Origin of the sequence: Leifsonia sp. C5G2, assembly GCF_013359685.1 — a bacterium.
Lineage (GTDB): Bacteria > Actinomycetota > Actinomycetes > Actinomycetales > Microbacteriaceae > Leifsonia.
Genome location: NZ_JABFMV010000007.1, coordinates 111,031 through 130,127 on the forward strand (window position 1 = coordinate 111,031; position 19,097 = coordinate 130,127).

Below are 19,097 nucleotides of genomic sequence, written 5' to 3' on the forward strand. Positions count from 1 at the left end.
CTCGCCCGGCCGTCAGGAAACCAGTCGTGCGAGATTGTCGAGCTCGTTGGCGCGGCCGGTGAGGAGCCGCTCGGTCCAGACGTCGTCGTGCAGCTCCTCCACCTGCATCACCACGCGGGTGCCGTCGCCGGCCGGTTCCAGGTCGACGACCGTGAGCTGCTCGTACGGCTCGTGGTCCGGCACGAAGTCGATGACCGACCGATAGGCGATCCGCGCAGGCCGCCGGAGCTCGGTGAAGACTTTCCTGGCCTGGGTGCTCAGCGGCAGGCCGTTCTGCTCCAGGAAGGCGACCTGGGCCGGGTCTTCGGCGGTCATGGTGTAGACGAGCTCGCCGTCCGGGCGCAGGTCGATGCTGGCGACATCGGTGCGGAAGCCGTCCGGGGCCCACCAGCGTGAGATGCCGTCGGCGGTGGTCCAGAGCTCCCACACGGTCTCGGGCGGGGCGGGGATGGTGCGCTCGATGGTCTTCATGGTTGTGTCCTTTCGTTCGGTTTGCGTCCAGTACGAGCGAGACGTTATATTCGTGGTGACGAATGTGTCAAGAGGGAGTCGCGATGGATGTTCAGCAGGCGCTGGCCGCGATCGGGGAGCCGACGCGGTTCCGCATCCTGAGTCTGCTCGCCGCCGGACCGCGGACGGTCGGTGAGGTAGCCGCCGCGATCGGCGCACTGCAACCGCAGACCACGAAGCATCTGCAACTGCTCGAGACCGTCGGGGTCGTCAGCATCGAGCGCCTGGGCCGCCGTCGCCTCGCCCGGCTCGACCGGGAGGCGCTGGGCGAGCTCTCCGGCTGGCTGGGCGGCCTCGCCGCCGCCACTCCCGACGACGTCGCGCTTCGCCAGTACGCGGCCGCCGTCCGCTCCGCCGGGTCTATGGCAGGCATCCAGCTGGAACGCGCCCTCGCCGCGCCGCAGGAAGCCGTGTGGCGGGCGTGGACCGACGAGCGAGAGGCGGTGCGCTGGTGGGCTCCCCGGCACTTCGAGGTCGTCCGCTGCTCGATCGCGCCGCACCCCGGCGCGCTGGTCGAGCTGGTGCTGCGGGAGGGCGACGGTGCGGAGTACGCGTCGGCCGGGGTCGTGCGCTACGTCGAGCCGGGGCGACGTATCGTCTTCGACCTGTCGCCGGTCGACGCGAGCGGCAGACCCTACTTCGAGGTGGTCGTGGATGTCGCCATCGAGCCCGTGGGCGACGGCACGTCGCTGCGCCTGCGCATCACCGCGGAGGGGGCCGACGCCGACATGGCGCCGATGCTCGCGGGACTCGAGCCCGGCTGGAGCCAGCAGCTCGATCGCCTGGGGGAGCTGGTCGGCTAGTCCCTACCGCGCAGCGTCGGTGGCGTCGCCGTGCCGCCGCCGCAGATCGTCGACCGCACCCAGGCCTCCGCGTCGGCGGGTGCGAGCTCGCCCGAGCGGATCAGCCGCACGAAGTCGAGCGCCTCGTCGGTGAGCCGTCCGTCCGCGCTGTCGGGCGCATCCCGGCCGACGTGGATGGACAGCCAGCGCGCGAGTCGCGGGCCGATGCGCACCGCGACGGAGACGATCCCGGCGAAATGCCTGGCCTGGCCCTCCGTGCCGTCGTCGACGTGGCGGCGGAAGCCGCGGCCCCGGATGCGGTTGCTCCCGCCGCGACCGGCGTCCACCGGCCACAGCGGACCGCGCCGCACGCCGGCGGCCTCGCGTCCGAGCTCCCGGAGGAACGCCCCCGGGGAGTCGGTGCGCGCGGCGACCCGCGCGCAGGTGTCGGCGAGCTGCGCGCAGCCGTCCGCCGTCATCCCTTCGCCTTCGTGGCCAGCGCCTCGGCGCCCTGCTGCCACCAGACGCCCGCCGCAGGTCCCCCGTTGCAGCTGCCGTCGCTGACCCCGGGATGCTTCACCCAGAGGAGGGCATCGAGCTTTCCGCCGTCGCCCTCCGTCACGCGCGGGGTCTCGCCGAGAGCGGCGCCGGGCGGGTTGCACCAGGTGCCCGTCCAGCCGTTGCCGTTGCGCGAGACGTCGATGACGTAGTGCTTCCAGCCGATCTTCGAGGAGAGCTTCCCGGCGTAGTCGCGCTCGCGCTGCGTGGTGTCGAAGTTGGAGACGTTGGTGAAGAACCCGTGGGCGCGCTGCACGTCGGCGCGCTCCAGCCAGGCGGCCTGGTCGGTGGCCGAGAGCCAGCGCGCGTTCCCGCCGTCGAGGTAGGTGGCGATCCCGGCGGACTCGAGCAAGTCGACGGAGGACCGTAGCAGCGGCAGCCGCACCTCAGCCGAGCCGGCGCACTTGGACGACGACAGCATCGCGAGCGAGTCCGGCTCCAGCAGCACGACGGCGCCGCTGCCCTTCAGTGTGGACGCGATGGTGCGCATCCACGGCAGGTACTGGTCGGCGCTCAGGCCCCCCTTCGAGTAGCCGCCGCAGTCCCGGTTCGGGATGCCGTACGACACGAACACGGGCGTCGCGCCCTGCGCGCGGGCGTCGGCGATGTCGTTGCGGAGCTCGGTCACGAGCCGGTCGCCCTGGAACCACTCGCCCAGCCAGACCGCCGTCGGCACGCCGGCGATCCGCGCGGCGAGGGAGGCGGCGGCGGTGTCGCCCTGCTGCTGCAGCCGCTTCTGCGCGGCGGCGGCCTCGGTGTTCGGGTCGAGGTAAAGCCGGGGGGAGGCGAAGGCCGGCGGCAGCGGCGCGGCGGACGGGACCGGCGTGGCCGTGGGCGTCGGCGACGACGCCGCGGGCTGCGCGTTCAGGCTCGCCTGGCGGGCGAGCCCGAGCCCGATGGCGACCACGGCGAGCACGGCGACGACCGCGATGAGCGCCAAGACGACGGGTCTACGCATCCGTTCCCTCCCGGAGTGCCGGAAGGGACACCCTAACAGCGTCGTGTTACGCGCCCGTGTCGCCCGGATTGGGGTACAGCTTCATGTCCTCCAAATGGCCCACAGACCTGTCTTTCTGGCTATGCTCGCCGATGTCACACCCGAGTTACTGCCTGAGCCCCGCGGAAACCGACCCGACATCGGACCGCGGGAGACCCGAACCGCGAAGGACGTATCGTGCACACCACCTCCTACAATCACGCCCACGACCGGGCCCAACTGCTCGCCCGACGCCACGAGCGGGACCTCCATTGGGCGAAGGAGCGCCGCCGCCAGCAGGAGCGCGAGGCCGCGGAGGCTCGAGCGCTGCTCGCCGTCTCCCCGCTGCGACTCGCGCGCGCGGCGCTCTGGACGGCGGGCCTGGCTCTCGTGGCGATCGGCGGCGCCTGGGTTGCGGCCCTCGCCCTGCTCGGACCCGCCTGGGCGGCCGTCGCCGACGGCGTCGGGACGGTCCTCGTGCTCGGCGTGCTGCTCGGCGCCGCCGTCGCGCTCGGCCGCCTCCGCGCGCGACGGGCCGCGGCCCGCACCCTGCTGCACGCGCGCGAGGTGCGCCTGTCGCACACGCAGTACCACATCCACGAGAGCGTCCACTCGTTCATCGACGCGCGGGTGGATGTCGTCAACACGCGCGACGTCGTCCCGGCCTGACCCTGTGACCGGCGCGGGCGCCGTGCCACCATGGGGTGTGCGCACGCGGCCCGGCCGGATCCGCGCCGGTCTCTCCGGCGCGCTGGCCGTGCTGCTCGCGACCGTGCTGCTCTCCGGATGCTCGCAGGTGGTGCGCGGCGAGGAGGACCTGTTCGCCCGTCCCTACACCGGCCGCTTCTACGACGACCCGCCGCAGGCGAAGGGCGCTCCGGGAACCGTGGTCCGCTCTGAGCTGGTGCCCGGGCAGCCCGGCGGGTCGACGGCGTGGCGCATCCTGTACCGGTCCACCGACCTCCGCGGCGTCCCCGTGCTCAACAGCGGGATGCTGGTGGTGCCCGACGGCAAAGCCCCGGACGGCGGCCGCGCCATCGTCTCCTGGGGGCACCCGACGACCGGCAGCGCCGAGAAGTGCGCGCCCTCGCGCTCCGTCGACCCCTACGTGTGGATGGAGGGGCTCACCGAGCTGCTGAAGCAGGGCTACGCCGTCGTCGCCAGCGACTACGCCGGGATGGGCGTCCCCGGTCCGGACTCCTACCTCGTCGGCGAGACGGAGGGGCGGAACGTGCTCGACGCCGCCCGGGCGGCTCGCGAGTTCCTCGGGTCGGCCGTGAGCGACCGTGTTCTGCTCTGGGGGCACTCGCAGGGCGGCCAGGCCGCGCTGTTCGCCGCGCAGCTATGGCGGCAGTACGCGCCGGAGCTCGACGTGCGCGCGGTCGCCGTCGCCGCACCCGCGACCGATCTGGCGCCGCTGTTGCGCGCCGACATCGAGGATGTCTCCGGGGTGAGCATCGCAGCCTACGCGTTCGACGCGTACTCGAGCGTGTACGAGGTGCCGGTGGACACCATCCTGACTCCCGCGGCGGCAGCGGCGCTCCCGGCGATGAACGGGTTCTGCCTGCTGACCCAGAACAGTGCGCTGCACGACGTGGCGAAGCCGCTGGTCGGCGGCTTCCTCTCGGCCGACCCGGAGACCACTGAACCGTGGGCGGGCCTGCTCGCCGCCAACACGCCGGGCGGGACGGCCCTGCCGATGCCGCTGCTGGTCGCGCAGGGGATGAGCGACAAGCTGGTCCGGCCCGAGTCGACGACCGCCTTCGTCGAGGGGGAGCAGCGTCTCGGGACCGACGTGACGTACCTGCGGGTCCCCGGTGCGACCCACGGCTCGATCGCGAGCAAGGCGCTTCCGGACGTCCTGTCCTTCTTCTCCGCCCACGCCTAGCCATCGCCTCCTGAGTTCTTCGAGCGAATCGCCGCGATCTGCTCGAAGAACTCAGGAGCTGATGGCTTGGGGGTTTCTATAATCGAACGCGTGGCATCGAACGAGGAGGGTGGCGGGTCCGCTCCGCCCCTGCAGACGCTGTCCCGCGGCATCCGGATGCTGGAGCTGCTGGCCGATGCGGGCGAGCCGCTGACCATCCCGGTGATCGCCTCCCGGCTCGGGCTGCACCGCTCGATCGCGTACCGCATCCTTCGCACGCTCGAGGACCACGGCCTGGTGGTGCGGGACGCGGCCGGCGCGGTGGAGCTCGGCCCTCGGATGGCGACGCTGGCCCGGGCGGTGTCGCGCGACCTGCAGTCGGCCGCGCTGCCGCAGCTCACCGCCGTCGCCAACGAGCTGACGATGACGGCGTTCGTCGCGGTGCTCGACCGCCACGACGTCGTCACCCTCGTGACGGTGGAGCCGTCGCATGCGCACGCGCACGTCGCCCAGCGGCCGGGGACGCGGCACCCGCTGGCGTCCGGTGCGCCCGGGATCGCCATCCAGTCGGTGCTGACCGAGGAGCAGTGGCGGGCGCTGCCGGGGGAGCACCCGCGGGAGGAAGCGGAGTCGGCGCGCACGCGGGGCTACGCCACCAGCCACGACGAGGTGATCGCGGGCCTGGCATCCATCGCCGTCCCCCTGCGCGCGCCCGGCCGGCCGCCCGCCGCACTCGCCGTCGTCTACGTCTCGACCGCGCTGGACGCCCCCACCATCGCCGCCCGCCTGACCGCCGCCGCCGCCGCCATCGAATCCGACCTCCGCTGAAACCGCCCACCGTCGAGTGCACGAAGACTGCACGCCCACACGGCGTGTCGCGTGCAGTCTTCGCGGACTCGTCGGAGGGTTCCAACGTTGTAACATGAGGCGAGGGGAAGGGAGGTCGCATGGCGGCGACACTTCATGACGTGAGCCGGCTCGCCGGCGTGTCGATCAAGACGGTGTCCAACGTCATCAACGACTACCCGTACGTCCGCGACAGCACCCGGCAGCGCGTCCTCGCCGCGATCGCGGAGTTGGACTACACGCCCAACCTCTCCGCGCGCAGCCTCCGGTCCGGCCGCACCAACGTCATCAGCCTGATCATCCCCGAGCTGCGCAACGCCTACTTCGCCGAGCTCGCCGACTCCGTCATGCGGGCCGCGAGCGAGCACGGCCTCTCCGTGCTGATCGAGCAGTTCGGCAACGACCGTGAGAGCGAGCTGTCGGTGCTGCGCAACCGCAGCGGGCGCATGGTCGACGGCATCTTGTACAGCGTGCTCGGTCTGGATGAGGCCGACCGCCAGGCCATCGCCGAGGTCACCACACCGATGGTGCTGCTCGGGGAGCGCATCTTCAACGGTCCGAAGGACCACGTGACCATGCAGAACGTCGAGGGCTCCCGCGCTGCGACGGAGCTGCTGCTCGACGGCGGCCGCCGCCGCGTCGTCGCGCTCGGCGCGCACCCGGGTGAGGCGATCGGCTCCGCCGGCCTCCGCCTCGCCGGCTACCGCGAGGCGCTGGAGGCCGCGGGCGCGGATTACGACGAGCGCTTCGTCGTCCCTGCGGGCACCTGGCACCGCGCCGACGGCGCTCGGGCCATGCGCGCATTCCTGGAGACCGGCCTGCCATTCGACGGCGTCGTCGCCTTCAACGACACGCTGGCTCTCGGTGCGCTTCGCGTGCTGCAGGAGGCCGGCCACCGCGTCCCGGACGACGTCGCCCTCGTCGGGTTCGACGACATCGACGAGACGCACTACTCGATGCCGACGCTCTCGACCATCGACCCCGGACGCGACGAGATCGCCCGCCGCGCCGTCCAGCTGCTGCTGCGCCGCATCGCCGACCCCGGGCCGTTCGAGCCGGAGGAGATCGCGGTGCCGTTCCGCGTCATCGAGCGGGAGTCGACGCCCGCGCGCCTCCCCGCGCTGCAGCCCGAGGGCTGAGCACACCCTCCCTCTCGCTCCACGATCTATGGGACGCAACACGCCGCCATCCAGGTGCGGATAGCGGCGTGTTGCGTCCCATCGATGCTCGGGCAGAGCGGCCGGTCAGCCCAGCAGGATCTCCGTCCAGGAGATCGCGGGCAGCTCGACGTGCAGCAGCGAGCCCTCGCGGCGCACCGCCAGCTCGCGCGGAGCCACCCGGTCCGGGTTCTCGCGGGTGTTGGCCGCGTCCGGGTCGGGGTCGCTCAGGGTGGATGCGCTCACGGTCAGCGACGCCGCGTCCGCGCCGAGCGCCGCCAGGTCGACCACGAGCTCGGTCGGCTCGTCGATCGAGCGGTTCACCGCGTAGAGGGCGTAGCGTCCGGCCTCCTCGTCGTGCGCGGCGACCGCGTCCACCAGCGGCACCGCGCCGAAGCGCTCGGTGTCGTAGCTGCCGGAGGTGACGTCGACGGCGAGGGCCGTGCCGCGGCCGTGCGCCGAGGTGGCGGCGAACGGGAAGAACGTGGTCTGCTTCCACGCCGGTCCGCCGGGCTCGGTCATGATCGGGGCGATCACGTTCACCAGCTGGGCGAGGGAAGCGCTGGTGACCCGGTCCGCGTGCTTCAGCAGGGTGATGAGGAGGCTGCCGAAGACGACCGCGTCCGAGACGGTGTACGTGTCCTCCAGGAGGCGCGGGGCGACGGGCCAGTTGTCGGTTCCGGTGATGCGGTCCACCGTCTCGAACCGGGTGTTGTACCAGATGTTCCACTCGTCGAACGAGATGTTGATCGTCTTCGAGCTGCCGCGCACGGCCTTCACGCTGTCGGCGGTGGCGACGACGCTGCGGATGAAGTAGTCCATATCGACGCCCGAGGCCAGGAAGCTGCCGAGGTCGCCCTTGTTCTCGTAGTAGGCGTGGCACGAGATGTACTCGACGTCGTCGTAGGTGTGGCTGAGCGTCACCCGCTCCCACTCCCCGAAGGTCGGCATGGACGAGCTGGAGGAGCCGCAGACCACCAGCTGCAGGTCGGGGTCGTACATCTTCATGGCCTGCGCGGTCTTCGCCGCGAGTCGGCCGTACTCCTCCGCCGAGCTGTGGCCGAGCTGCCAGGGGCCGTCCATCTCGTTGCCGAGGCACCACATCCGCACATCGAACGGCTCGGTGCGGCCGTTGGCGATGCGCTGGTCGGAGAACGCGGAGCCGCCGCGGTGGTTGGTGTACTCGAGCAGGTCGAGGGCCTCCGAGACGCCGCGCGTCCCGAGGTTCACCGCCAGCATGAGCTCGCTGCCGACCTTGTCGAGCCAGGTCTGGAACTCGTGCAGCCCCACCTCGTTGGTCTCGGTCGAGTGCCAGGCGAGGTCGAGGCGCGTCGGGCGCTGCTCGCGCGGTCCGACCGAGTCCTCCCAGCGGAAGCCGGAGACGAAATTGCCGCCGGGGTAGCGCACGGTGGTGACGCCGAGCTCCTTGACCAGCTCGATCACGTCGGTGCGGAAACCGTCCGCGTCGGCCGCGGGGTGGCCGGGCTCGTAGATCCCGTCGTACACCGCGCGGCCGAGGTGCTCGATGAACGAGCCGTAGAGGCGGGGGTCGACGGCGCCGATGGCGGCGGAGGGCTGGAGGGTGAGGCGGGCGTGATGCATGGACTTCTTTCGTCAGAGGGTGGTGATCCGGGCGAGGCGGTCGGCGTGGAGTCGGTAGCGCTCGGCGACGGGGTTGGGCACGCGCAGCAGCCCGTCGGGCGATTCGACGAGATCGTGCAGCCCCATCGTGAGCAGGTGGTCGGCGCGGGGGCGGTCGCTGTGCCGCCACGTCCACTCGTACATGTCGAACAGCGGCCACCAGACGTAGCCGACGACGGGTGCGCCCTCGGCTCGCATGGCGTCGACGAGGGCGAGGGACTCGTCCAGCCAGTGGATGCGCTCCTCGACCGTGCCGGTGACGCACGTCTCGGTGACCATGACGGGCGCGCCGTACCGTGCGGCGAAGCGCTCGAGCGCCTCGCGCAGGCCCTCGGCGCCGCGGTCGACGCTCGGCCGCGGGTCGGCGAAGCCGCCGCCGTGACGGACGCCGGCCTCGAACAGCTCGGTGGAGTGGCGCGGGTAGTAGTTGACGCCCATCACGTCCGGACGCACGGCGTGCGCGCGGAACCAGTCGAGCTCAGCGTCGGTCACGGCGGGCGCGAGCCGGTCGCGGAGGGGGTGGGCGTCGTCGACGCGGCCGGTGACGAGGTCTTCGACCAGGTGCACCTGGTGGCGCAGACGCTCGGCCTCCTCGCGATGCTCCGGGGCGACATCGTCGCCGATGAAGCTCATGGCAGCATCCACATGCACGAAGGTGGCGCGGTCGCCGATGCGGGCGGAGAGCGCATCCTGGCTGAGCACGAAGCCGCGGGCCAGGTTGGCGGCGATGGCGGCGAAGCCCTCCGCCCCCGTCCGGTACGGCGGCCAGTATCCGTACTCGCCCGAGAACAGAGCGTGGATGACCGGCTCGTTGACCGGCGTGTAGTCGACGACCCGGTCGCCGTAGCGTTCGCCGAACCGGTCGGCGAACTCGGCGACGTGCTGCGGGTAGTCGGGGGAGGCGAACTGGTCGGCCAGCCACAGCGGCGTTCCGTAGTGCAGCAGGTCGACGATCGGGCGGAGGCCGGCCGCGAGGAGCGCGTCGACGGCGCGGTCGGTCCAGTCCCAGTCCCAGCGGCCCGGCGCGGGCGCGACCCGGTACCAGGGGACGCCCCAGCGCAGCACCTCGGCGCCGACTCCTGCGGCGAGGGCGAAGTCCTCGCGGTACCGCTCGTAGTGCTCGGTCAGCTCGTACTCGTCGATCGCGCGCTCACCCGGCCGCTCCTGCGGAACGAAGGTGTCCTCGATCCCGAGTCCGAGGTGCAGGCGGCCGTCCTCGAACCAGCGCGGCGCCGTCACTTCAGCCCCGTGGTCGCGACGCTCTCGATGAAGCGTCGCTGCATGATCAGGAACATCACCGCGAGCGGCAGCACGGCGATCAGCGACCCGGCCATCATCGTGCCGTAGGGGATGATGCCGCTCGGTCCAGTGAGCAGCGTCAGGCCCGAGGTGATCGTGCCCATCTCCGGCGACGTCGTGAACACGAGCGGCCAGAGCAGGTCGTTCCAGTTGTTGACGAAGGTGAAGATGGCGAGCGTGAGCAGGGCGGGCACCGCGTTCGGCAGCACGATGCTGCGGAAGATGCGGAACTCGCCGGCGCCGTCGATCCTGGCCGCGTTGTCGAGGTCGCGCGGCAGCGAGATGAAGAACTGGCGGAGGAAGAAGATGCCGAAGGCGTCGGCGGCGCGCGGGATGATGAGGCCCGCGAACGTGTTCACCCAGCCGAGCTGAGCGACCAGCTGGTAGACCGGGATGAGCGTCGCCTGGAACGGGATCATCAGGCTCGCCACGATCACAATCAGCACGACGCGGTTGCCGCGGAAGTCGATCCGGGCGAGGGCGTAGGCGGCGAGCGAGTCGAACACCAGGGCGAACACGGTGACGCCGCCGGCGAAGACGAGGCTGTTGAGGAAGAGCCGGCCGAACGGGAGGTCGCTGAAGATCTTCGCGAAGTTGTCCAGCGTCCACGTGCCGGGCAGCAGTGTCGGCGGATAGGCGTTGATCTCGGCCGCCGGCTTGAAGGCCGTGAGCACGATGACGACGACCGGCAGCAGCACGATCGCGGTGATGACGAGCGCGGCGGCGAACAGCAGCCAGCGTTCGGCGCGGCGTCCGAAGCGGCGGCCGCGCGGCGCCGTGGGCCGCCGGAGCGCGGCCGGGGCGGCGGTGGTGGTCATGCGATGTCCTTCTCGCGGCGTCCGAAGAAGCGGAACTGGATGAGGCTGAGGATGAGCGTGGCCGCCAGCAGCACGTACGAGAGCGCGGTGGCAAGGCCCAGGTCGAGCTTCTTGAAGCCCTCCTGGTAGATCTCCATGACGACCGTCTGGGTCGAGCGGTAGGGGCCGCCTCCCGTCATCACGTAGATCTGGTCGAAGGCCTGCAGCGCGGCGATCATCGCGAACACGACGACGAACGCGAGTGTGTTGCTCAGCTGCGGCAGCGTCACGCTGACGAACCGGCGCCAGGCCCCTGCGCCGTCGATCTTGGCCGCCTCGTAGAGCGACTCGGGGATCTCCTGCAGACCCGCGATGAAGATCACCATGTAGAAGCCGAAGTTCTTCCAGATCGCGACGAGCACGACGGTCGGCATGGCGAGCGCGGGATCCTGCAGCACGTTCCCGAGCTGCACGCCGACGCTGCGCAGCCAGAAGTTGAGGAGGCCGACCTGCGGGTCGAGCAGATACGTCCACGCGAAGGCGGCGACCGCCAGCGAGACGATGAACGGCAGGAAGAGCGCGGTGCGGAAGAAGCCGCGGCCGAGCAGCCGCCGGTTGGTCAGCAGGAGCGCCAGCAGCAGTGCCGCGATCAGCGCCGTCGGCGTGAAGAGCACGGTGTACAGCGCGGTGTTGCCGAGCGTGGCGAACACGCGCGGGTCGGTGAAGACCTGGATGTAGTTGTCGAGGCCGACCCACTCCTCCAGCCCGAAGCCGCTCGCGTTCGTGAACGAGAGCCGCAGGGCCGAGAGCATCGGCCAGCCGACGAACGCGATCAGGATGACCAGGGCCGGGAGCATGAACAGCAGGGCGAGCGGGCCGCGGCGGGTGCCGGAGCGCGGCCGTCCGCCGAGCGGCGCCGGCGGCCGGTACGGCCTGCGGGAGGTGCGGGGACGAGTGAGAGTGCTCATAGTCGCTTTCGGGAGACGGGTGGGCCGCCGAGGGGGACGGCGGCCCACCCGCGTTTCACTTGCCGAGGGCCTGCTGCACCTGCGAGGAGGCGGACTTCAGCAGGGCGGCGGGGTCGCCGCCGGTGAGCGCCTTCTGGGTCGCCTCGTCGACCGCCGACAGCACGTCGGTGCTGTTGGCGACGCCGGGGAGCAGCGGGCGGGCGTCGCCGACGAGGTCTGTGAGGGACGCGACGACCGGGTTGGAGGACACGTCCGACGACGGGATGTCCGTGCGCAGGGGCGGCCAGCCGGAGCCGAGCGACCACTTCGTGGCGACCTCCTTGCTGAAGAAGTAGGCGAAGAACTTCTCGGCCGCCGCCTTCTTCGCGGAGTCGGCCTGCGCGGTGACCGCCGCGGAGATGCCGATCGCCGACGCCGCCTTGCCCTTGGGGCCCGCGGGGATGCCGGCGATGCCGTAGTCGATCTTGTTCTCGGTGGCGACGCCGGCCATCCACGGACCGCCGATCTCCATCGCGGCCTTGCCGGAGGAGAACAGCTTGTCGGAGGCGACGCCGTCCAGGCCCGTAGGGGAGATCTTGTCCTGCGTGACGGCCTTCGCCCAGTAGCTGAGGGTGTCGGCGTTGGCGGACGAGTCGAGCACCGACTTCGAGCCGTCGACGATCGCTCCGCCTCCGCCGTAGAAGAGGCTCGCCCAGACGCCGTTGCCGACGGTCGCGTGGTCGGGCAGCGCGAGGCCGTACTGCTCGGGGGTGCCGTCGCCGTTCTCGTCGACGGTGAGCTTCTTGGAGTCGGCGACCCACTCGTCCCAGGTCTTCGGGAACTCGGTGATGCCCGCCTTCTGGAACAGCGCCTTGTTGTAGATGACCGACAGCGGCACGAAGCCGGTCGGGACGCCGTAGTAGGAGCCGTCGACCTTCTCCATCTCGACGGCCGCGGGTCGCAGCGACGCATCCTTCACGGCGCTGCCGGCGTAGAAGTCGTCGAGCTTGGCGAAAGCGCCCTTGGAGGCGTAGACGGGGAGGGTCTCCGCCGGCATCGCGACGATGTCCGGGCCCTTCTTGGCCGACAGGGCGGGCAGGAGGGTGTCGCCGATGACCGCCCACGTCTTGGTGGTGGTCTTGATCGTGATGTCCTTCTGCGACTTGTTGAAGTCTTCGACGATCTTGTCGAGGACCTTGCCGTCGGCCTCGGTGTAGCCGTGCCAGAAGGTGAGGGTGACGGGACCGGCGCTGTCGCCGCCGGGGGAGCTGGAGCAGCCGGCGAGCGCGAGAGAAGCGCCGGCGGCGACGGCGAGCGTCGCGAGCAGTTTCTTCATTGAATGCCTCTCGTGGGACCGACCGCCTCAGCGTCGATCGATCGGGTTTCTACAACGATGTACTCCAACGTTGTAAACGCGAGTATACGAACCCCCTCCGCACCTCGTCAAGCCGCCCGGCGCAGCTCCCATCCACCGTCGAGTACACCAAGACTTCACGCCTGCGCGGCGTGTCGCGTGCAGTCTTCGCGGACTCGACGGTGGGGGAGTCAGGAGGCGAGGTGGGAGAGGTGGAGGGCGGTTTGGGCGAGGGCGGAGAGGCGGGGGAAGGGCGGGAGGTTGGACCAGCCGCCGGTCCAGGTGAGGGTGCTCGCGACCTCCCAGACGGTGCCGCCGGGGTGCCCTGCGACCTCCCGCGACCGGCGCAGGTGGTGCTCGGCCAGGGCGGCGCAGCGGTCGGCCAGGCCGGAGAAGGGATGCTCGTGCCCGGGCAGCGCCAGGCCGCCGAGCCCGGCGACCCGCTCGAGCGACGCCAGGTAGTCCGCGATCGGATTCGTGGCGGTCGGGCCACCGAGGCCGAGGCCCGGGTTGACGGTCGGGAGCACGTGGTCGCCGGTGAACACGAGGCCGGAGTCCTCGTCGTGCAGGCACAGGCTGCCGGGGGTGTGGCCGGGCGTCCACAGCACGCGCAGGCGGCGGCCGGGGACATCCAGGAGGTCGCCCTCGGCGAGCACGTCGTCGGGTCGCGCCAGGTCGGGAGCGGCCGGTGCAGCGGCCACCGCCGCCAACTCCGGCCGCCTCTCGGCCGGCACGCCCCACCCTTCGAGGTCGGGCGCCGGGAGTCCGCGCCGGATCGCCGCCAGAGCCTCCGCCTCGCGCGCGTGCATGAGCACGGGCGCGCCGGACGCCTCCCGCAGCGCGGCCGCTCCGCCCGCGTGGTCGGCGTGCATGTGCGTCAGCACGATGCCGGACACGTCGGAGGGCCGTCGCCCGACCGCCTCGACCGCGGCGATCACCGCACGCACAGCCTCCCGACCCGGCGAGCCGGGGTCGACGACGAGCACCCCGCCACGGTCGTCCTCCACCACGTACGCCAGGCTGCACGGGAGCCCGCCCCCGTGCATAGGGACGCGCACCGCGTGCACACCCGGGGCAGCGATCTCCGAAGCAGTCATCCCGCCAGGCTAGCCGCGCCTCGAGATGAGACCGATCGTCGGAATCCCCGCCGAGTGGCGACGAGATGTCACCACTCGGCGACCGGCGGCGGCTACCCGGCGAGCTCCCGCGTCGCCAGGATCGGCCGGAAGAACGCGGCCAGCTCGTCGGTCGCCGTGAGCGGCAGCACGTCGGCGACGTACTGGTCGGGCCGCACCATCACGATCGCGCCGTCGCGGTGGATGCCGCGCGCCGCGAAGATGTCGTCGGCCGGATCGGCGGCGTACACCTTCTCGTAGTCGATCAGGCCGAACGGGCCGACCCGTGGCAGGAACAGCTCCGGCACGACGCCGAGGTCGACCGCGGTGTGATCCTGCTGGTAGACGACCTTCACGTCGAACCAGGCGTCCGGGTCGGCACCGGCCGGAGTAGCGGCGAGCGGCGACCCGGGGGAGGCCGACATCCACTCGGCCAGGCGCGCGACCGCCGACGCCTCGCCCGGACGGGCGGCATCGGCGAAGACGTAGATGCGCCAGCGGCCGTCGGCGCGGGCGTGGTGGCCGAGGTGCACCGGGTTGCCGTCGCAGACCCGCGTCACCGGCGCCGACTTGAAGCGCTTGCCGATCGGGAATCCGGATGCGAGCTCCTGGTGCGCGGATTCGCCGACGATGAGCGACGGTGAGTACTGGGTCATGAAGCCGGCCGGGAACTCCGCGGTCGCGACGTAGAAGTCCTCCAGCTCCGACGGGCTCTCGAACTCCTCCGGCTTCTTGGCCATCAGCGTCGACCACTCCTTGTCGAAGTCGATCAGGTTCTTCGCCACCACCTGGCGTTCGGCCGAGTAGGTGGCGAGCAGCGACTCCGGCGAACGGCCGTCGAGCACGTGGCCGAGCTTCCAGCCGATGTTGAAGCCGTCCTGCATCGAGACGTTCATGCCCTGCCCGGCCTTCGCGCTGTGCGTGTGGCAGGCGTCGCCGGTGATGAACACACGCGGGGTGCGCATCCCGAGCTCGTGCGGGAGCACGTCGTCGAAGCGGTCGGTGAGGCGGTGGCCGACCTCGTAGACGCTGTGCCAGGCGACGTTGCGCACGTCGAGCGTGTACGGGTGCAGGATCTCGTTGGCCTTCGCGATGATCTGCTCGATCGAGGTCGAGCGCACGGCCCCCTTGTCGTCCGGGGCGACCTCGCCGAGGTCGACGTACATCCGGAACAGGTAGCCGCCCTCGCGCGGGATCAGCAGGATGTTGCCCGCCTCCGACTGGATCGAGCACTTCGTGCGGATGTCCGGGAAGTCGGTGACGGCCAGCGCGTCCATCACACCCCAGGCGTGGTTGGCCTGGTCGCCGGCCAGGTGGCAGCCGATCGCCTCGCGGACCTTGCTGCGCGCGCCGTCGGCGCCCACGACGTACTTGGCGTGCACCACGCGCAGCGCGCCCTCGCCCGGCCCGGCCGTGCTGCGGAGGGTGACGGCGACGGGATGCTCGCCCTCGCCCACCTCGAGCCCGACGAACTCGTAGCCGTAGTCGGGCGTCATCCGCGACGGGGAGTTCGCCATCACCTCGGCGAAGTAGTCCAGCACCCGCGCCTGGTTGACGATGAGGTGCGGGAACTCGCTGACGCCCGTCGGGTCGTCGACCGGCCGCGCGGTGCGGACGATGCGGGAGGGGTCCGCCGGGTCGGGCTTCCAGAAGGCCATCTCGGTGATGCGGTATGCCTCGGCGATGATCCGCTCGGCGAACCCGAACGCCTGGAACGTCTCGACGCTGCGTGCCTGGATGCCGTCCGCCTGCCCGATGGCGAGCCGCCCGGGCCGGCGCTCGACCATGCGGGTGACCACGTTCGGAAACTGGGAGAGCTGTGCTGCGGCGATCATGCCGGCGGGGCCGCTGCCGACGATGAGCACGTCCACTTCGTCGGGCAGCTCGGCGGGGCGGTCGATCCCGGTTCCCGCGGGCTCGTGGATGCGCGGGTCACCGGACACATAACCGTGGTGGTGGAACTGCACTGGAACCTCACTTCGTTGTAAGCCGTTCACTATGCGAACGCGCTGTTCGCATATCGCTCACACAGGATAGCGCACCGCCCGGATCGCCTGCCCGTAGCTTTCCGCAACAGAAGGCGCGCTCGGCAGGCCGGTACCGCACCATGGGGGGATGCCGCAGTTCAGCACAGCCCAGGTCCACGCGGGAGAGGCCCGCGACGCCGCCCACGGCGCCCGGGTGACCCCCATCTACCTCACCGCGGGCTTCGAGTTCGACAGCTTCGCCCACGCGGAGGGCCGCTTCGGCGGCGAGGAGCCCGGCTATACCTACAGCCGCTCCGGCAACCCGACGACCGCCGCCCTGGAGCGCCGCGTCGCCGCGCTGGAGGGCGGCCGCGACGCCATCGCCGTCGGCAGCGGCCAGGCGGCTTTGACCGTCGCGCTGCTCGCGCTCGTGCAGTCCGGCGACCACGTCCTCTCGGCGCAGAGCGTCTACTCCGGCACCCGCGGCCTGTTCGAGAACGGGCTCCGGAGGCTGGGGATCGACATCGAGTTCGTCGACGACCCGACCGACCTGGCCGAGTGGCGGCGCCGGCTGCGGCCGAACACGCGGGCCCTGTTCGGCGAGTCGATCGCCAACCCCGGCAACGACGTGCTCGACATCGCCGGGATCGCCGCGGTCGCGCGCGAGAACGGCATCCCGCTCATCGTCGACAACACCCTCGCGACGCCGTACCTGCTGCGGCCGGGCGACTTCGGGGCCGACATCGTCGTGCACTCCGCGAGCAAGTACCTCGGCGGCCACGGCTCGACCCTCGGCGGCGTCGTCGTCGATCAGGGCAGCTACGACTGGGCCGCGTCTCCCTTCGCCCATCTCACCGGTCCCGACGAGTGGCTGGAGGGTGCCAGCTACGTCGACGCGCACGGCGCCGGCGCCTACACCGCGTTCGCGCGGTCGGTCGTCGCCTCGCTCTTCGGACCGGTGCTCTCGCCGCTCAACGCCTTCCTCATCCAGCAGGGCATCGAGACGCTGTCGCTGCGCGTGCAGCGGCAGTCGGACAGCGCGCTCGCCGTCGCGCGCTGGCTCGAGGCGCAGCCGGAGGTCGTGAGCGTCGACTACGCCGGGCTCCCGTCGCATCCCTCGTTCCCGCTCGCGCAGCGCTACCTGCCGCGCGGCCAGGGCGCGGTGCTCGGGTTCACGCTCGGCGGCGGCGCGGCCGCGGCGGAACGGTTCTACGATGCGGTGCAGTTGTTAAGCCGCATGACCCACATCGGCGACGTCCGCTCGCTCATCCTGCACCCGGCCTCCACGACGCACGCCCACCTTCCGGGCGACGTGCGCGAGCGCACGGGCATCGGCGCGGGGCTGCTGCGCCTCTCCGTCGGGCTGGAGGACGCGGACGACCTGATCGAGGACCTGAGCCGCGGCCTCGCCGCCGTGGCGGAGGCGGATGTGACCATCTCCGACGTGGATGCCACCGCGGTCGTCGCCGCGGCAGGGAGGTAGGGCGTCATGGCGCGACTGCAGCACTTCGGCTGGTTCTTCAGCCGCGGCTTCGGCCCGCAGGGCTGGGGTCACCCGTACTGGGACTGGGGCTACGACTGGACCAAGCCCGACCTCTACCAGCAGTCCGCGCGCGAGCTGGAGCAGGCCGGCCTCGACCTCGTCATCCTCGAGGACGCCCTCTCGCTCGGCTTCCCGGAGACGATCGACCTGCGCGTGCGCGAGGCGTACGGCGGTCCCAAGCACGACCCGCTGATCCTGTCGCCGTACCTGCTCGACGCGACCAGGCATCTCGGGGTCGCGCCCACCATCAACGCCGGCGCCTACCCGCCGTACGTCGCCGCGCGGCAGTTCGCCACCCTCCACCACCTGAGCGGCCACCGGCTCGGCGTCAACGTCGTCACCGACGTCGGCAGCGCCCGCCATCTCGGCCTTCCGCCGTTGTCGCACGACGCCGCCTACGACCGCGCGGAAGAGTGGCTGACCGTCATCCGGAGGCTGTGGCACAGCTGGGACGACGACGCGCTCGTGCAGGATCCGGCGACGCGGCACTTCGCTGACGGCTCGAAGATCCGGCCCTTCCAGCACGAGGGGGAGTACTTCCGGCTGGCCGGTCCGCTCAACGCCGTGCCGTTCCTGGAGGGCGACCCGGCCATCGTCTCGCCTGGCGGCTCGCCGCGGGGCATCGCGTTCGCGGGAACGCACTCCGACGTCCAGCTGGCGCTCGCGCCGCTCGACGCGCAGAGCATCCGCGACTACCGGCTGAAGGTGCGGGAGGCGGCGGTCGCCGCCGGGCGTGACCCGGACTCCATCAAGGTGCTGTTCGTGTTCAAGCCGGAGGTCGTGCCGAGCGACGAGGAGGCGCGACGCGTCGTCGAGGCGTCGAAGCACCCGACCGACGAGGAGCTGTACCGCGCGCTCGCCGGCCAGTCGAGCGACCTGGAGACCGACCTCACGGTGCTGTCGCTCGACGAGCCGTTCGACGTGTCGGTGTTCGGCGACCACGTCTCGCAGGGCAGCATCAAGGGACTGTTCGGCAAGCAGGGCATCCGCGAGGGCGTCACGCTCCGCGAGCTGATCGCGCCGAAGGTGGTGAAGGGCCGCATCGCCGACCGCGCCGGTTTCGTCGGCACGGCGGAGCAGATCGCCGATTTCATCGAGGAGATCGGGGAGGAGGCCGACAACGACGGCTTCATCTTCTCCGGCGACCTGCACCCGGTGACGCTGCACCGCTACCTCGACGAGCTCGTCCCGGTGCTGCGGCGGCGGGGCATCCTGCGCCGCGAGTACGGGAATGGCGGCATCCGCGCCAACCTCTCCGACTTCTGAGCGGGTGGGCCGGCAGGCGTCCGGGCTGGTCGCCGGCGTCCGCGCCCCCCACCGCCCCTACGGCATCAGGAACGTGTCAGACACCTGGCAGCCCGACTCGGTGCTCCAGCCCACGCTGAGGTTCACCGTGCACACGCGCAGCTGGACCATCGTTCCGCGGGCGAGTTTGACGGTGGTCGTGGTGGATGTCCCCAGGCCCTTCGACGCGGTGACGCGGGCGCCGCCGCTGCGGTGCAGCAGAGTCGCCGTGGCGCTCTTCCCGTCGGCCCGGGTGTCGGTGACGCTGATCTCTGCGACGCCGGAACGGTCGACGACCACCGTTCCGGTCGCCCCCGTCGTCGTGATGGCGCGCGCGGCGAGTGCCGCCGAGGCGGGGGTGGAGACGGCGGTGGTGAGCGCGACGGCCGCGACGAGGCCGAGCAGGACAGGCTTCTTCATTTCACTCCTTGGACGAGGGATGACTCCGATGGTC

General features: G+C 71.4%; 18 protein-coding genes. 7 read left to right on the forward strand and 11 right to left on the reverse strand.

Annotated features, from left to right (window positions below; translation table 11 throughout):
• Nucleotides 1–12 precede the first annotated feature (12 nt).
• A complete protein-coding gene (locus tag HNO83_RS11080; protein WP_175337580.1) occupies nt 13–471 on the reverse strand; it encodes an SRPBCC family protein in 459 nt (152 codons plus the stop codon).
• Nucleotides 472–554: 83 nt separating this feature from the next.
• On the opposite strand from HNO83_RS11080, the gene HNO83_RS11085 reads away from it, so the two are divergent.
• Nucleotides 555–1,313, forward strand: coding sequence for a metalloregulator ArsR/SmtB family transcription factor (locus HNO83_RS11085; RefSeq protein ID WP_175337581.1), 759 nt, complete (start codon nt 555–557; stop codon nt 1,311–1,313).
• Here HNO83_RS11085 and HNO83_RS11090 read toward each other — a convergent pair.
• Together HNO83_RS11090 and HNO83_RS11095 are read right to left on the reverse strand one after the other, a co-directional pair.
• Nucleotides 1,310–1,771, reverse strand: coding sequence for a hypothetical protein (locus HNO83_RS11090; RefSeq protein ID WP_175337582.1), 462 nt, complete (start codon nt 1,769–1,771; stop codon nt 1,310–1,312). The two genes, HNO83_RS11085 and HNO83_RS11090, sit on opposite strands and share 4 nt — an antisense overlap.
• Nucleotides 1,768–2,808, reverse strand: coding sequence for a glycoside hydrolase family 6 protein (locus HNO83_RS11095; RefSeq protein WP_175337583.1), 1,041 nt, complete (start codon nt 2,806–2,808; stop codon nt 1,768–1,770). Before HNO83_RS11095 ends, HNO83_RS11090 begins: the two co-directional genes overlap by 4 nt.
• A gap of 216 nt (nt 2,809–3,024) precedes the next feature.
• On the opposite strand from HNO83_RS11095, the gene HNO83_RS11100 reads away from it, so the two are divergent.
• The 4 genes from HNO83_RS11100 to HNO83_RS11115 all read left to right on the forward strand — a co-directional run bounded on the left by HNO83_RS11100 (nt 3,025) and on the right by HNO83_RS11115 (nt 6,678).
• Complete coding sequence (locus HNO83_RS11100; protein ID WP_175337584.1) at nt 3,025–3,495, forward strand: hypothetical protein; 471 nt, start codon at nt 3,025–3,027, stop codon at nt 3,493–3,495.
• Between the two features lie 37 nt (nt 3,496–3,532).
• The gene (locus HNO83_RS11105) at nt 3,533–4,714 is read left to right on the forward strand and encodes an alpha/beta fold hydrolase (protein ID WP_349627147.1); all 1,182 of its coding nucleotides are present in this window, start codon (nt 3,533–3,535) and stop codon (nt 4,712–4,714) included.
• Nucleotides 4,715–4,843: 129 nt separating this feature from the next.
• Nucleotides 4,844–5,521 carry an IclR family transcriptional regulator gene (locus tag HNO83_RS11110; RefSeq protein ID WP_249776684.1) on the forward strand — a complete coding sequence of 226 codons (678 nt, stop codon included), beginning with the start codon at nt 4,844–4,846 and terminating at the stop codon, nt 5,519–5,521.
• 119 nt (nt 5,522–5,640) lie between these two features.
• A complete protein-coding gene (locus HNO83_RS11115; protein WP_175337586.1) occupies nt 5,641–6,678 on the forward strand; it encodes a LacI family DNA-binding transcriptional regulator in 1,038 nt (345 codons plus the stop codon).
• A 105-nt stretch (nt 6,679–6,783) separates the two neighbouring features.
• Here HNO83_RS11115 and arfA read toward each other — a convergent pair whose 3' ends face one another.
• The 7 genes from arfA to HNO83_RS11150 all read right to left on the reverse strand — a co-directional run bounded on the left by arfA (nt 6,784) and on the right by HNO83_RS11150 (nt 15,816).
• Nucleotides 6,784–8,298, reverse strand: a complete 1,515-nt coding sequence (gene arfA, locus HNO83_RS11120) for an arabinosylfuranosidase ArfA (RefSeq protein ID WP_175337587.1) — start codon at nt 8,296–8,298, stop codon at nt 6,784–6,786.
• A gap of 12 nt (nt 8,299–8,310) precedes the next feature.
• Nucleotides 8,311–9,576 carry a family 1 glycosylhydrolase gene (locus tag HNO83_RS11125; RefSeq protein ID WP_175337588.1) on the reverse strand — a complete coding sequence of 422 codons (1,266 nt, stop codon included), beginning with the start codon at nt 9,574–9,576 and terminating at the stop codon, nt 8,311–8,313.
• Complete coding sequence (locus tag HNO83_RS11130; RefSeq protein WP_175337589.1) at nt 9,573–10,454, reverse strand: carbohydrate ABC transporter permease; 882 nt, start codon at nt 10,452–10,454, stop codon at nt 9,573–9,575. The genes HNO83_RS11125 and HNO83_RS11130 overlap by 4 nt, the downstream gene beginning before the upstream one ends.
• Nucleotides 10,451–11,401 carry a carbohydrate ABC transporter permease gene (locus HNO83_RS11135; protein ID WP_175337590.1) on the reverse strand — a complete coding sequence of 317 codons (951 nt, stop codon included), beginning with the start codon at nt 11,399–11,401 and terminating at the stop codon, nt 10,451–10,453. The genes HNO83_RS11130 and HNO83_RS11135 overlap by 4 nt, the downstream gene beginning before the upstream one ends.
• 55 nt (nt 11,402–11,456) lie before the next feature.
• The gene (locus tag HNO83_RS11140) at nt 11,457–12,716 is read right to left on the reverse strand and encodes an ABC transporter substrate-binding protein (RefSeq protein ID WP_175337591.1); all 1,260 of its coding nucleotides are present in this window, start codon (nt 12,714–12,716) and stop codon (nt 11,457–11,459) included.
• Nucleotides 12,717–12,925: 209 nt separating this feature from the next.
• Nucleotides 12,926–13,831 carry an MBL fold metallo-hydrolase gene (locus tag HNO83_RS11145; RefSeq protein ID WP_175337592.1) on the reverse strand — a complete coding sequence of 302 codons (906 nt, stop codon included), beginning with the start codon at nt 13,829–13,831 and terminating at the stop codon, nt 12,926–12,928.
• Nucleotides 13,832–13,923: 92 nt separating this feature from the next.
• A complete protein-coding gene (locus HNO83_RS11150; RefSeq protein WP_175337593.1) occupies nt 13,924–15,816 on the reverse strand; it encodes an FAD-binding monooxygenase in 1,893 nt (630 codons plus the stop codon).
• Between the two features lie 148 nt (nt 15,817–15,964).
• Here HNO83_RS11150 and HNO83_RS11155 point away from each other — a divergent pair, with 148 nt between their 5' ends.
• Together HNO83_RS11155 and HNO83_RS11160 are read left to right on the forward strand one after the other, a co-directional pair.
• Nucleotides 15,965–17,299 carry an O-acetylhomoserine aminocarboxypropyltransferase/cysteine synthase family protein gene (locus HNO83_RS11155; protein ID WP_175337594.1) on the forward strand — a complete coding sequence of 445 codons (1,335 nt, stop codon included), beginning with the start codon at nt 15,965–15,967 and terminating at the stop codon, nt 17,297–17,299.
• 6 nt (nt 17,300–17,305) lie between these two features.
• Nucleotides 17,306–18,625, forward strand: a complete 1,320-nt coding sequence (locus HNO83_RS11160; RefSeq protein ID WP_175337595.1) for an NtaA/DmoA family FMN-dependent monooxygenase — start codon at nt 17,306–17,308, stop codon at nt 18,623–18,625.
• A 57-nt stretch (nt 18,626–18,682) separates the two neighbouring features.
• Here HNO83_RS11160 and HNO83_RS11165 read toward each other — a convergent pair whose 3' ends face one another.
• Nucleotides 18,683–19,063: a hypothetical protein gene (locus HNO83_RS11165; protein ID WP_175337596.1), complete on the reverse strand. Its 381-nt coding sequence runs from the start codon at nt 19,061–19,063 to the stop codon at nt 18,683–18,685.
• Nucleotides 19,064–19,097 lie beyond the last annotated feature (34 nt).